The sequence below is a fragment of the Arthrobacter sp. 05N33_2 genome, from assembly GCF_056397425.1.
The window spans coordinates 1-13,755 of record NZ_JBFTNJ010000001.1 but is presented as its reverse complement, the minus strand read 5'-3'; the positions used below and the strand labels follow the sequence as shown (position 1 = coordinate 13,755).

At 67.0% G+C, this 13,755-nt stretch carries 10 protein-coding genes and 1 pseudogene; all 11 read left to right on the top strand.

What is annotated here, in order from left to right; genetic code table 11:
- Nucleotides 1-2 precede the first annotated feature (2 nt).
- Complete coding sequence (locus AC1DHX_RS00055) at nt 3-944, top strand: ABC transporter permease (RefSeq protein ID WP_476851820.1); 942 nt, start codon at nt 3-5, stop codon at nt 942-944.
- On the top strand, nt 941-2,815 hold the full coding sequence (locus AC1DHX_RS00050; RefSeq protein WP_476859416.1) for a dipeptide/oligopeptide/nickel ABC transporter permease/ATP-binding protein: 1,875 nt from the start codon (nt 941-943) through the stop codon (nt 2,813-2,815). The genes AC1DHX_RS00055 and AC1DHX_RS00050 overlap by 4 nt, the downstream gene beginning before the upstream one ends.
- A complete protein-coding gene (locus AC1DHX_RS00045; RefSeq protein ID WP_476859415.1) occupies nt 2,812-3,687 on the top strand; it encodes an ATP-binding cassette domain-containing protein in 876 nt (291 codons plus the stop codon). The genes AC1DHX_RS00050 and AC1DHX_RS00045 overlap by 4 nt, the downstream gene beginning before the upstream one ends.
- Before the next feature lie 123 nt (nt 3,688-3,810).
- On the top strand, nt 3,811-4,647 hold the full coding sequence (locus tag AC1DHX_RS00040) for a sugar phosphate isomerase/epimerase family protein (RefSeq protein ID WP_476859414.1): 837 nt from the start codon (nt 3,811-3,813) through the stop codon (nt 4,645-4,647).
- A 29-nt stretch (nt 4,648-4,676) separates the two neighbouring features.
- Nucleotides 4,677-5,843, top strand: coding sequence for a Gfo/Idh/MocA family protein (locus AC1DHX_RS00035; protein ID WP_476859413.1), 1,167 nt, complete (start codon nt 4,677-4,679; stop codon nt 5,841-5,843).
- Nucleotides 5,844-5,937: 94 nt separating this feature from the next.
- The gene (locus tag AC1DHX_RS00030) at nt 5,938-6,999 is read left to right on the top strand and encodes a LacI family DNA-binding transcriptional regulator (RefSeq protein WP_476859412.1); all 1,062 of its coding nucleotides are present in this window, start codon (nt 5,938-5,940) and stop codon (nt 6,997-6,999) included.
- A gap of 85 nt (nt 7,000-7,084) precedes the next feature.
- Nucleotides 7,085-8,491 carry a glucuronate isomerase gene (gene uxaC, locus AC1DHX_RS00025; protein ID WP_476859411.1) on the top strand — a complete coding sequence of 469 codons (1,407 nt, stop codon included), beginning with the start codon at nt 7,085-7,087 and terminating at the stop codon, nt 8,489-8,491.
- Nucleotides 8,488-9,933 carry a mannitol dehydrogenase family protein gene (locus tag AC1DHX_RS00020; protein ID WP_476859410.1) on the top strand — a complete coding sequence of 482 codons (1,446 nt, stop codon included), beginning with the start codon at nt 8,488-8,490 and terminating at the stop codon, nt 9,931-9,933. The genes uxaC and AC1DHX_RS00020 overlap by 4 nt, the downstream gene beginning before the upstream one ends.
- Nucleotides 9,934-10,159: 226 nt before the next feature.
- The gene (uidA, locus tag AC1DHX_RS00015; RefSeq protein WP_476859409.1) at nt 10,160-11,971 is read left to right on the top strand and encodes a beta-glucuronidase; all 1,812 of its coding nucleotides are present in this window, start codon (nt 10,160-10,162) and stop codon (nt 11,969-11,971) included.
- Between the two features lie 58 nt (nt 11,972-12,029).
- Entirely contained in the window at nt 12,030-13,454 is a 1,425-nt protein-coding gene (gene uidB, locus AC1DHX_RS00010; RefSeq protein ID WP_476859408.1) for a glucuronide transporter, read from the top strand.
- A 32-nt stretch (nt 13,455-13,486) separates the two neighbouring features.
- Nucleotides 13,487-13,755 (top strand): annotated as a pseudogene (locus tag AC1DHX_RS00005) (bifunctional D-altronate/D-mannonate dehydratase); the annotation flags it as partial.

Genomic DNA, 13,755 nt, shown 5'->3' with positions numbered 1-13,755 from the left:
CCATGATCAGGTTCATTGCGAAACGACTGGGCAGCGGGCTGGTGGTGCTGCTTGTTGTCTCGGCGCTCACCTTCTTCCTGCTCTATATGTCCAGCGGGAGCATCGCCAGGAACATCCTGGGCGATCAGGCCACCGCTGAGCAGGTGGCGATGAAAGAACACGAGCTGGGGCTGGACCAGCCCCTGCTGACCCGCTACTTTGCCTGGGTGGCCGATGCCCTCAGCGGAAACCTGGGCGCCTCCTGGTTCTCCTCGGAACCGGTGGCCAACTCCCTGGCCACCCGGATTCCGGTGACCATGACCATGGTTTTCGCCGCAATGATCCTGATCGCAATTTGTGCCGCACTCATCGGTGTCTTCGCCGCGGTCAAGCGCGGCTGGGTGGACAGGGTGGTCCAGGTTGGCGCCATCATCGGCGACTCCGTTCCGGGGTTCGTGATCGGCGTCATCCTGGTCACCATCCTGGCCATCCAGCTGGGCCTGTTCCCGGCCACCAGCACCATTTCCCCGGATTCCGGGGCCGACGCGTGGGTCTATTCCATGTCGCTTCCGGTGATAGCCCTGCTGATCAACGGCGTCACCGGGGGCGCGCAGCAGATCCGCAGCGCCGTCATCAAACAACTCGAGCGGGACTATGTCCGCACCCTGCGCAGCCGCGGGATCGGCGAGCGGGAAATCCTGTTCAAGCACGTCCTGCGCAGCGCCGCGCCGGCCGGCCTGACGGTGCTGAGCCTGCAGCTGATCGGCATGCTGGGCGGCGTGGTGATCATCGAGCAGATCTTCGCCCTTCCCGGCATGGGTCCGATGGCGGTCGCCGCCACCGGCCAGTCGGATCTTCCGGTGGTGATGGGCGTCGTGATGTACACGGTGGTCGTCGTCATTGTGGTGAACCTGCTGGTGGACATCCTCAATGGCTGGCTCAACCCGAAAGTACGTGTGTCATGAACAATTCTTCCGAAGAAGCCGCCGCAACCGCGGCATCCGCCGCCATTCCGATTCACCCCGGCCAGAGCGGCACCGTGGTCCGGTCCACCGTCATCCGGCGCCTGTTCAGGAACCCGCTGGGCATCGTTGCCATGACCATCCTGCTGGCGATCTCGCTCCTGGCGGTACTCGCCCCGGTCCTGGCGCCCTTCGAGCAGAACTACGCCAACATCGCCAAGACCCTCGCCGCCCCGGACTCCGTAAACATCCTCGGAACGGACAGCGCCGGGCGCGATGTCTGGAGCCGGCTCCTGTACGGCGCGCAGCTGACGCTGCTTTCCGCCCTGCTCTGCGCGGGCGTGGCCATTGCCATCGGCCTGCCGTCCGGCCTAGTCGCCGGGTACTACGCCGGCAAATTCGAGGCAGTCTCCAACTGGGTGGTCGGCATCCTCATGAGCCTCCCCGGGCTGATCGTGCTGCTGACCATCCGGGCGGCCTTCGGCCCTTCGGTCTGGATGTCCATGATCGCCTTCGGCATCCTGATCAGCCCGTCCTACTTCCGGCTGACCCGCACGGCCGTCCAGTCGGTGCGCAACGAGCTCTATGTCGACGCCGCACGGGTCTCCGGGCTGTCCGACCTCAGCATCATCGCCCGCCACATCTTCTCCGTGGTCCGCGCCCCCATCATCATCCAGACCGCGGCGATCGCCGGCGTGGCCATCGCCATTCAGTCCGGTCTGGAATTCCTCGGCCTGGGCGACCCCACCAAGGCCACCTGGGGCGTGATGCTCTCGGAGGGCTTCAAGAACGTCTACCTCACTCCCACGCTGCTCTTCTGGCCGGCACTGGCCATGGCGCTGACCATCGGCGGCCTGGTCCTGCTGGGCAACGCCATCCGCGATGCCCTTGAAGACGGCGAAAAGATCACGCATCGCAAGAAGCCAAGGGGAAGCGGCATCAGCAAACGCACGACGGCGCCGCCGCACCTCCCCGCCCGCCCGTCGCGGAAGTCAGTGGCCGCCGTCGACCCCGGAACCGAACACCACCTGGTCAAGGTGACCAATCTCGGCGTCGGCTATCCGCAGGCAGACGGCTCCATCAAGAAGGTCGTCGACGACGTCTCCTTCCACGTGGACCGCGGCGAGATCCTGGGCATCGTGGGCGAATCCGGTTCGGGCAAGTCCCAGACCGCCTTCTCCATCCTGGGGCTGCTGCCGGACAATGCCCGCATCGTGGCCGGCTCCATCCAGTTCGATGGCAACTACACCGTTGCCCCGGGCGAGGAACGCGTCAGCCAGGAGCGCCTGTCCAAACTGCGCGGCAGGCGGATTTCCTACATCCCGCAGGAGCCCATGAGCAACCTGGACCCGGCCTTCACCATCGGCTACCAGCTCGTGACGCCCATGGTCCGCGTCCTCGGCATCTCCAAGGCCGAGGCCAGGAGGCGGGCATTGAAGCTGCTCACCGACGTCGGAATCGCCAACCCGGAACGGACCTTCAACGCCTACCCGCACGAAGTCTCCGGCGGCATGGCCCAGCGCGTCCTGATCGCCGGCGCCATCAGCTGCGAACCGGACCTGGTTATTGCCGATGAGCCCACCACGGCCCTGGATGTCACGGTGCAGGCGGACGTGCTGGACCTGCTGCGCGAGCTCCAGCAGCGCCTGAACATCGGCGTCATCCTGGTGACCCACAACTTCGGGGTGGTGGCGGACCTCTGCGACCGTGTGGCTGTCATGCAGAACGGCCGGCTCGTGGAGGAAGGATCCGTCCGCGACATCCTGCGCAATCCGCAGGAGCCTTACACGCAAACGCTCCTGGCATCGATGCTTGAGGGCAAGGAACCCATGTCCATGCTCGTTTCCACCGGCCAGAAGGAGCCAGTCGCATGAGCCCCACCGACAGCGCTCCGCTGCTCGCGGTAGACCAACTGATCGTCGAGTACCCCAGCAAGAAGTTCCGGGCCAAGCCCTTCCGCGCCCTGACGGACATCAACATCACCATCGGCCGCGGCGAAACCCTCGGCCTGGTGGGGGAGTCCGGTTCCGGCAAGACCACCCTGGGCCGCGCCATCCTGGGGCTGGCCCCGGTGACCGGCGGGAAGATCAGCTTCGACGGCAAGGACATCAGCCGCGCCACCCGCAAGGACCGGCGGGTCCTGAGCCGTGACCTGCAGGTGGTGTTCCAGGATCCCTACACCTCGCTGAACCCCGCCCTGGAGATCGGCGACATCCTCGCCGAACCACTGGGTGTGCAGGGCATGGACGCCGCGGCGGCCAAAAAGCGTGTGAGGGAACTGCTGGACCAGGTGGGTCTGCCCGCCGACGCCATCAACCGGCTGCCGCGCGAATTCAGCGGCGGACAGCGCCAGCGCGTGGCGATCGCCCGCGCCCTGGCCCTCTCGCCGAAGCTGATCGTCTGCGATGAGCCGGTCAGTGCCCTGGACCTCTCCACCCAGGCCCGGGTGCTGGACCTGTTCCTGCAGATCCAGAAGGACACCGGTGTGTCCTACCTCTTCGTCTCCCACGACCTCGACGTCGTCCGGCACATCAGCCACCGCGTCGCCGTGATGTACCACGGGGAGATCGTCGAACAAGGCCCGGCCGGCGTCGTCACCACCGACCCCGACCACCCCTACACCCAGCGGCTGCTGCTCGCCTCCCCGGTCCCGGACCCGGACCGGCAGGAACAGCGCCGCGCGGACCGGCACCGCCTGCTCGAGACGCAGCGCATGCAGCACGAACAAGCGGGCGCCCTCGCCTGAGGCCACCCGCGCCGTCAGACAGAACGGCCGGCGCCCTGGCGGCAGCACCTAACCGGCAACGAGGGCCCTTGCGGGTCCGTAACACCACGGAGGAATACAGTGGCCAAAATTGGCGTACAAGCGATGATGCTGAAAGACAGCTTCGCCGAAGTGGGGGCGTTCGAGACGCTCCGCAAGGTGAGCGCGATCGGATACAACGCCGTCGAGATCTCCCAGATCCCGATGACCCCGGAGAACGTCGCCGAGCTGGGCCGCGCCCGGAGCGAACTGGGCATGGACATCGCGGCACTGTCCGTCGCGATGGAGACCCCCAAAGGCCGTCCCGGGGACTCCCTGGCGGAGCACTTCGACAAGATCGTGGCGGACGCCAAACGCCTGGACTCCAGCCTCCTGCGGATCGGCATGCTGCCGTTCCCGGCCATGAAGTCAATCGCGGCAGTCGTTGATTTCGCCAAGCAGGCCAACGAGTACGCGGAGCGCCTGCAGGAACAGGGCCTGAGCCTGTATTACCACAACCACCACATCGAGTTCGCGAAGTTCGACGGCAAATTCATGCTGGACATCATTGCCGAGAACTCCCCGGCCATGGGCATGGAAATCGATGTGCACTGGGTGCAGCGCGGCGGCCTGGACCCGGTCCGGACGCTGCAGAAGTACGCCGGCCGCACGGCCATGGTCCATCTGAAGGACTACCGGATCGGAGAACTGCCGGAGTCCTCGTTCGGGCTCCTGGATTCCGGGGACATCATGGGCTTCATGACCGAGTTCAAGAATGTGGTCCAGTTCGCTGAAGTGGGCGAAGGCAACCTGGACTTCGCATCCATTGTTCCGGCCGCCCAGGCCGCCGGCGCCCGGTACCTGCTCGTGGAGCAGGACGAACTCTACGGGCGCACCGTCTGGGACGCGCTGCAGACCTCCCACGACAACCTGGTGGCGCTCGGCCACGCCGACCTTTTCTAGCCCACCCCCACTGACTACGGAGAACCACCATGAGCAAGCAAGTACGCCTGGGCATCATCGGCCTGGGCCAGCAGGGCGGCGCCTACGCCCAGTTCATCACCGACGGCCTGGTCGCGAACATGGTGATCGGCGCCATCTGCGACACCGACCCCGCGAAAAAGGAACTGGCGGCCGCCAGGTACCCCGACGCGCCCTTCTACGACGACTACATCACGATGCTGGAAAGCGGCGACGTCGATGCGGTCGTGACGTGCGTGCCGCACTTCCTGCACCCGGAAATGGGGATCGAGACCCTCAAGCGCAACATCCACGCCCTCGTGGAGAAGCCGGCCGGCGTCTACACCAAGCAGGTCAGGGAGCTCAACGAATTTGCCGCGGGCAAGCCCGAGCTGTCCTTCGCCATCATGTTCAACCAGCGCAACAACCCGCTGTACCAGAAGCTGAAGGAGATCGTCGACGGCGGCGAGATCGGCGGCATCCGCCGCACCAACTGGATCATCACCAACTGGTGGCGACCGCAGGGCTATTACAATTCCAGCGAATGGCGTGCCACGTGGGGCGGCGAGGGCGGCGGCGTTCTGGTCAACCAGGCCCCGCACCAGCTGGACCTGTGGCAGTGGATCTGCGGCGTGCCGAAGTCCGTCTACGCCAAAGTCGCCTACGGCTTCCGCCGCGACATCGCCGTGGAGGACGAAGTCACGGCCGTCGTGGACTACGGCAACGGCGCCACGGGCGTCTTCGTCACCGCGACGCACGACCTCGTGGGAACCGACCGCTTCGAGATCCTGGGCGACCAGGGCAAGATCGTGGTGGAGAACAGCAAGACCGCCACCGTGACCCGCCTGAAGAAGCCCGAGCGTGAACTCAGCGACGGCATGGGCATGGACGATGTCCGCAGACTCTTCATGGGCGAGCTGAATCCCGGCGAGTACTACACCACCGAGGTCATCGAGTTCGAGTCCGCCTGGGGCGCGCAGCACTCCGGCGTCCTGGCGAACTTCGCCGCCAACATCCTGGACGGCACCCCGCTGCTGGCCCCGGGATCGGACGGCATCAAGGGTGTCCGGCTGGCCAACGCCATCCACCTCTCGAGCTGGACCGGCACGGAAGTGGCGCTGGACTTCGACGAGGACGAGTTCCTCGCCGAGCTGAACAAGCGCATCGCGGACGAGGGCAAGTTCGCCGAGCGCTCCTAGCCCGCCCCGCCCAGCCGCAGCAGGGGCCGTTTTGAGCACTCAAAACGGCCTCCGCTGGGGGCTGGTTGGGTTGTTTCCTCGTTAGGATGGGGCGGTGACTGAACCCAAGACGCCGGACGCTGCCGCAACAACAGACCCGGCCAAGAAGCACTCCCGGTCCGGAAAGTCCCACGCCACCATCTACGACATTGCCAAGGTTGCCGGCGTCAATCCTTCGACCGTCTCACGGGCGCTGAGCAAGCCCGGCCGGGTCAGCGCCAAGACGCAGAAACTCATCGAGGACGCGGCCGCCGAGCTGAACTACCAGGTCAATCCGTTCGCCCGCGCGCTGCCCACCGGCCGCACCAACACCTTCGGCCTGATCGTCGCGGACATCACCAACCCCACGTTTTTCGACATCATCCGCGGGGCGGAAACGACCGCCACGCTGCGGGACTACACCCTGGTGCTGGCCGAGTCGGCCGAGTCCGGCGTCACCGAACTGACGGCAGCACGCCGGATGATGGCCACCGTGGACGGCCTCATCCTGGCCAGCCCCCGCATGGACGACGACGACATCCGCGCCATCGCCCGGGACAAGCCGGTGGTGGTCATCAACCGCGAGGTCGACGGCGTGCCGTGCGTGGTTCCCGACGTCAACAAGGGCATCAGCGAGGCAGTGCGCAGCCTGGCCGCCAACGGGCACCACAAGGTTGCCTTTGTTGCCGGGCCGCCGCAGTCCTGGATGTCCGCGCGCCGCTGGGAAGGCGTGCAGGCGGCCTGCGAGTGGTCCCGGCTCGAAGCCGTGCGGCTGGAATCCACCAAACCCACGGTCGACGGCGGCCGCCAGGTGGCGCGCGACGTCCGGGCAAGCGGCGCCACGGCGGTGCTGACCTACAACGACCTCCTGGCCATCGGGCTCATGCAGGAACTCCAGGCCGCCGGCATGGTGGTCCCGGACCAGATCAGCATCGTGGGTTTCGACGACATCTTCGGCGCGGATTTCACCACGCCACCGCTCACCACCGTGCGCTCGCCGCTGGGGGAGTGCGGCGCCGGTGCCGCGACCCTGCTCCTTGATCTGCTGCACGGTGCGGGGGAACCGGCCGCCACGCTGCGCGTCGAGACGGAGCTGGTGCTGCGCGGCTCGAGCGGGCGGCTACTGCCCGCGGGCTAGCCACACCTGTGAGGCCATCCGCAACTTGATGGCAATTATTGGCAACCGGTTGACAAATGCCGGAGGCAAGCCGGACCATTGATCTATGTCACAGTCGATTGCCGCCAACCCAGACCGGCTTCTGCCCGCGGATCCCGGAACGCGCAGCATTGCGCGCGACCTCCTCCAGCGCGTCCAGGACCTCCCCATCATTTCCCCGCACGGGCACGTTGACGCCGCCGTCATCGAGCACAACAGCCCCTTCCCGGACCCGGCAGCGCTGCTGGTCAGCCCGGACCACTACGTCACCCGGCTGATCCACGCCAGCGGCGTCCCGCTGGACCGGCTCCGGGGCTCGGCCGCGGCGGAACCGGACTCCCGCACGGTCTGGCGCGAGTTCTGCAAGGCCTGGCCGCTCTTCGAAGGCACGGCCTCCGGCTACTGGCTCCGCACCCAGTTCAGCAGCGTCTTCGGCCTCCGGCAGGAGATCAGCGCCGAAACCGCCGACGCCAGCTACGACGCGATCTCCGCCAAGCTGCTGGAGCCCGGCTTCCGTCCCCGCCAGCTCTTCAAGGACTTCAACATCGAGGTGCTGGCCACCACCGACGACCCCCTGGACAGCCTCGCCAGCCACGCGGCGATCGCCGAGGACCCCACCTTCCACGGCCGCGTCCTGCCCACCTTCCGCCCCGATGCCTACCTCAACATCGCGCACCCCACGTGGAGTGCGAATGTTGACCGGCTTATTGCGGCAGCGGGCGACGGCGCCGCCGGCTATGCCGGCTACATCACCGCCCTGGAAAACCGGCGCCGCTACTTCGTGGACCACGGCGCAGTCTCGGCCGACCACGGCGTCCGGACCCCGGCAACGCTCAAGCTCGACGCCGGCGACGCGGCCAGGCTGTTCGACCGCGCCCGCTCGGGCCAGGCCACGGCGGCCGACCGCGACGACTTCGAGGCCCACATGATGTACCAGATGGCACGGATGTCGGTGGAGGACGGCCTGGTCATGACCATCCACCCGGGGTCCTACCGCAACCACCACGAACCCACCTTCAACGCCTTCGGCGCCGACACCGGCCACGACATCCCGTTCGCCGTCAACTACACCGAGGCGATCCGTCCGCTGCTGCAGGACTTCGGCACCGCCAAGGACTTCCACCTGGTGCTCTTCACCCTCGATGAGACCGTGTTCTCCCGCGAACTCGCGCCGCTGGCGGGTTTCTACCCGTCGGTCTACCTCGGTGCGCCATGGTGGTTCCTGGACGCGCCCGACGCCATGCTGCGCTTCCGCTCGGCCGTGACCGAAACCGCAGGATTCTCCCGCTCGTCCGGCTTCATCGACGACACCCGCGCCTTCTGCTCCATCCCCGCGCGCCACGATGCCTCCCGCCGGATCGAGGCCTCCTTCCTGGCCAGGCTGGTCGCGGAGCACCGCGTCAGCGAGGACCGCGCCCATGAACTGATCGTCGACGTCGTGGACGGCTCACCCCGACGGGTGTTCAAACTGTGAGCGCCGAACTGACATCCGCACAGGAATCCGAGGTCGAGGCCGCCGTGGAACTTCCCCAACTGAGCCGCCACCTGCACCCCGGTGCGACGGCGCCTGTGCGGATCGTCCATCTGGGGCTGGGCGCCTTCCACCGCTCGCACCAGGGCTGGTACACCCACCAGGCGTCCGACGCAGCGGACTGGGGCATTGCGGCCTTTACCGGACGCCGCCCCGACGCCGCCCTGGCGCTGGCCGAACAGGACGGGCTCTACACGATCGTGAACCGGGCCGACGGCGGCGACACCTTCACCGTTGTCAGCAGCATCGTCGAAGCCGTGGACGGGGCGGATGTCCAGCGCCTGGCGGAGCTGGTTGCCGCGCCGGCCACCGCGGTGATCACCCTGACCATCACCGAGGCGGCCTACCGGCTCCGCGCCGACGGGCAGCTTGACCGCTCCGCGCCCGACGTCGCCGCCGACCTTGCGCTGCTGGCGTCCGGCAGCGCCAACCCGGCGACGCCGCTGGGCCGGCTGGTGCTGGCCCTCGCCGCCCGCCGGGCTGCCGGGGCGGGACCGCTCGCCGTCGTCTGCTGCGACAACCTTTCCAACAACGGCACCGTCGCGCACAATGCCGTGGCAGGCATGGCCGGGGCGTGGGACGCGGGCCTGGCCGGATGGATCGACGCCAACGTCAGCTTCGTCAGCACCTCGGTTGACCGCATCACTCCCCGCACCACGGCCGCGGACATCGCCGCCGTCCAGGCCGCGTGCGGCTACCGCGACAATTCGCCCGTGGTGGCCGAGCCCTTCTCCAACTGGGTGCTCAGCGGGGAGTTCCCCGCCGGGCGGCCGCGCTGGGAAGACGCCGGAGCCGTGTTCGTCGCCGAGATTGAGCCGTACGAGAACCGCAAACTCTGGCTCCTGAACGGCGCGCACTCCCTGCTGGCCTACGCCGGCCTGCTGCGCGGCCACACCACCGTGGCCGAGGCCCTGGCAGACCCGCTGTGCCTGCGGGCCATTGAAAGCTTTTGGGACGAGGCGGAGGCAAATCTGTCCGGGCCGGCGGGACATGCCGCCGAGCTGCAGATCCCGGCCTACCGCGCCGCCCTGCTGGAGCGATTCGGCAACGCCCGGATTGCCCACCACCTCGCACAGATCGCCATGGACGGCAGCACGAAGCTGCGGATGCGCGCCGTTCCGGTGCTGCGGGCCGAGCGTGCCGCGGGCAGGCCCGGCGCGGCGGCCGCGCTCATGATTGCCGCCTGGATGGACTACAGCGCCGCCTCGGCCGCGCTCCAGGATCCGCTCGCCGAGGAGGCAGCCGCAGCCAATCGGCTCGCGGGCGCCGAGCGGACCCGTGCACTGTTGGCCCTGGTGGATCCGGCCCTGGCCGGTGACCGTTCCGTCGTGGACCTCATTGAAAGCTTGCGCGGAACGTTCGGGGAGCAGGCTGTCTCCCCGTAACGCCCTGCGGGCAAGCACTGCTGCCCGGCTCCCGGATCATCGGGAGCCGGGCAGCAGTGTTTCAATGAACAGCGGAGTTTCAATGAACTTTCAACAAAATGATGGCAACCGCTTGCCATTTGATTGCCAAGTGATTAGGATTACAGCAAGAGCACAAACCGGCCCCGCGGCCGGACCCTAAAAACCCTCCCCGGCACTGCCCGCAAAGACGCGATAGGACCTCCCAATGCTCAAGCCCCAGGCCAGCGAAACCCGCGAGATCGTCAACCTCGACGGCCTGTACCGCTTCAAGGTCGACCATGACCGCTCCGGCCACCGGGACGAATGGTTCAAGGCGCCCCTGGAAACCGGACTGGAAATGGGCGTCCCGGCCAGCTACAACGACGTCTTCCCCGACAAGGCCATCCGGGACCACGTGGGCTACGTCTGGTACCAGCGCGACGTGCGCGTCCCGCGCGGCTGGGCAGGGGAGCGCATCCACGTCCGCCTCGACTCCGCCACCCACGAAGGCATGGTGTGGGTGGACGACACCCTGGTGGCACAGCACACCGGCGGCTACATGCCGTTCAGCGCAGACATCACGGACCATGTGACACCCGGACAGGCCTTCCGCCTGACGGTCTCGGTCAACAACGAGCTCACGCAGGCCACCATCCCGCCCGGGACCATCACCGTCACCGGGGACGGCCGCCGGCAGCAGAGCTACCTCCACGATTTCTACAACTACGCCGGCCTGCACCGCAGCCTCTGGCTCTTCAGCACCCCCGCGGTCACGGTCGATGACATCACCGTCGTCACCGGCTTCGAAGGAACCGCCGGCAGCGTCGACTACACGATTGCCACCGCCGGCGGAACCGGCAGCGAAACGGTCACAGTTTCCCTCCGCGACGCCGACGGCGTCGAGGTCGCCCGCGCCGACGGCGCCCGCGGCACCCTGGCGGTCGCCGACGTCGTGCTCTGGAAGCCCGGCGCGGCCTACCTGTACAGCCTCATCGCGCAGATCCGCGACGGCGGCCGGCTGCTGGACAGCTACACCCTGCCGGTCGGCGTCCGCACCGTGGAAGTCAGCGGCAAGGAATTCCTCATCAACGGCGAACCGTTCTACTTCACCGGCTTCGGCATGCACGAGGACCACGTGGCCATCGGCAAGGGCCACAGCAACGCCCAGATGGTCAATGATTTCCAGCTCCTGGACTGGGTGGGCGCCAACTCGTTCCGGACCTCGCACTACCCCTACGCCGAGGAAGTCATGGAGTTCGCGGACCGGCACGGGATCGTCGTGATCGACGAAACCGCCGCCGTCGGGCTGCACCTGGGCTTCGGCGCCGTCTTCGGCGGCATCGCCAGGAAGACCTACGTCGAGGGCGGAGTGGACGCCAACACCGCCGCCAACCACCGGCAGGCGATTACCGAACTCGTCGCCCGCGACAAGAACCACCCCTCCGTCGTGATCTGGTCGATCGCCAACGAACCCAACGGTTCCGAGGAGGGCGCCCGCGAGTACTTCGCACCCCTCGCGGAGCTGACCCGCAGCCTGGACCCCACCCGGCCCGTCGGCTACGTCAACGTCCTGTTCGACACCCCGGACAAGGAACTGCTCGGGGACCTGTTCGACGTGATCATGCTCAACCGCTACTACGGCTGGTACGTCGATAACGGCGACCTCGAAACCGCCGAGCAGCACCTCGAGAAGGAGCTGCGCGAGTGGGAAACCAAGTACGGCAAGCCCATGATCATGACCGAGTACGGACCGGACACCATGCCCGGCTTCCACTCCATCTATGAACAGCCCTGGAGCGAGGAATACCAGGCAGCGTTCCTGGCCATGTACCACCGGGTCTTCGACCGGGTCGACGCCATGGTCGGTGAACAGGTCTGGAACTTCGCGGACTTCCAGACCTCCAACGGCATCATGCGCGTGGACGGCAACAAGAAGGGCGTCTTCACCCGGGACAGGCGGCCCAAACCTGCCGCCTATGCCCTGCGCCAACGGTGGACGGCACTGGCCGGCACCAAGAACAGCACCTCCAAGGCGTAGGCCTCACCGCACATTTTTCGCCGGACCCAGGTCCGGCAACGGGTAAAGGAGCCCAATCATGAAAAAGCTGAACAAGCTCAGCATCGTCGGCTATGGCGCCGGCGACGCCGCAAACAATCTCGCCTTCACCACCGCCACCATGTTCCTGCTCGTGTACTACACGGATGTGGCCGGAATCTCCGCCGCGGCCGCCGGCACCCTGCTGCTGGTGGTGCGGATCTTCGACGCCTTCGCCGACGTCTTCGCCGGCCGCGTGGTGGACCGGACCTACAGCAAGCGGTTCGGCAAGTTCCGTCCGTTCATCATGTTCGGTTCCATCCCGTTGCTGCTGCTGAGCGTGGCCACCTTCTCCATCCCTGAGCTCGGCGAATCCGGCACCCTGCTCTACGCCTACGCCTACGTCACGTACGCAGCCCTGGGCCTGGCCTACAGCCTGGTCAACATCCCCTACGGCTCCCTCGCCGGCGCCATGACCCAGGACCCCGCGGAACGCGCCAAGCTCGGCTCCGCCCGGATGATCGGCGGAATGCTGGTCGGCTCCGCCCTTGGCATCTTCGTGGCCCCTTTGATCAAGCCGGGCGCCAACCTGCAGGCAACGTTCACCACCATCACCCTTGTCTTCGTCGTCATCGGCGCGGCCCTGTACCTCTTCACCGTCCTGACCGCCAAGGAGCGGGTCCACCGCGCCGTCCCCAACGTCACGTTCAAGCAGAGCATGGACACCCTCAAGGGCAACAGGCCGCTGCTGATGCTGTGCGTGAGTTCCTTCTTCTTCCTGACCGGCTACTTGGCCCTCACCTCGGTCCAGCTGTACTACCTCCGCGATGTCCTGGGCCGGCTGGACCTGTACCCCGTACTGTCCATCACCCAGCTCGTCCTCACCTTCGTGCTGGCCGGGTTCATGCCGAAGCTGGTCCGGAACCTTGGCAAAAAGCGCGTCTACATCTTCTCCTCGCTGCTCACGGTCATTGGCGGCGCCATCGTTTTCTTCACCCCGGCAAGCCAGGTCTGGATCGGATTCACCGGCCTGATCATCAGCCTCGTGGGCGTGCTGGCGGTCAACATCGTCGTGTGGGCGCTCGAGGCCGACACCGTGGAGTACGGCGAATGGAAGACCGGCGTCCGGACCGAGGGCATCACCTACGCGTTGTTCTCCTTCACCCGCAAGACCGGACAGGCCGTCGGCGGTGCGCTCGCCGCCTACGCCCTGGCCCTGGGCGGCTACAAGTCCGGCGCCGTCCAGACGCCCGACGCCGTCTTCGGCATCCAGATCGCCGCAGGCGCCCTGCCGGCCGTCATGACCATCCTGGCCGTGCTCGTCATGGCCAAGTACACGCTTACCGATGCCATGCACGCCCGGATCCTCACCGAGATCCAGGCCCGCCGCACCGGCGGCGACGGTTCTTCCGACGGCGCCGGCGTGCCGGCCGCTGTTTCCGCCACCGGTTCCGCGGACGCCGCGCCGCTGGCGCCCAGCAAATAAGACACCCCCGAAAGACCAGAAAAGGACCTGTTGTGAAAATCATTGCCGCTGAAGTGTTCGTCACCAGCCCCTCCCGGAACTTCGTGACCCTGCGGATCACCACCGAGGACGGCGTGACCGGGATCGGGGACGCGACCCTGAACGGGCGCGAGCTCGCCGTGGCCGCCTATTTGAAGGAGCACGTCGCGCAGCTGCTGATCGGCAAGGACCCGCACCGGATCGAGGACACCTGGCAGTTCCTGTACCGGTCCTCGTACTGGCGCCGCGGCCCGGTCACGATGGCCGCGATCGCCGCGGTGGA

Excerpts from the sequence above, each read along its gene's own strand:
- AC1DHX_RS00050 (WP_476859416.1), top strand. The coding sequence starts at position 941 with ATGAACAATTCTTCCGAAGAAGCCGCCGCAACCGCGGCATCCGCCGCC.
- AC1DHX_RS00040 (WP_476859414.1), top strand. The coding sequence starts at position 3,811 with ATGATGCTGAAAGACAGCTTCGCCGAAGTGGGGGCGTTCGAGACGCTC.
- AC1DHX_RS00055 (WP_476851820.1), top strand. The coding sequence starts at position 3 with ATGATCAGGTTCATTGCGAAACGACTGGGCAGCGGGCTGGTGGTGCTG.
- uidA (WP_476859409.1), top strand. The coding sequence starts at position 10,160 with ATGCTCAAGCCCCAGGCCAGCGAAACCCGCGAGATCGTCAACCTCGAC.
- uxaC (WP_476859411.1), top strand. The coding sequence starts at position 7,085 with ATGTCACAGTCGATTGCCGCCAACCCAGACCGGCTTCTGCCCGCGGAT.
- uidB (WP_476859408.1), top strand. The coding sequence starts at position 12,030 with ATGAAAAAGCTGAACAAGCTCAGCATCGTCGGCTATGGCGCCGGCGAC.
- AC1DHX_RS00045 (WP_476859415.1), top strand. The coding sequence starts at position 2,812 with ATGAGCCCCACCGACAGCGCTCCGCTGCTCGCGGTAGACCAACTGATC.
- AC1DHX_RS00035 (WP_476859413.1), top strand. The coding sequence starts at position 4,677 with ATGAGCAAGCAAGTACGCCTGGGCATCATCGGCCTGGGCCAGCAGGGC.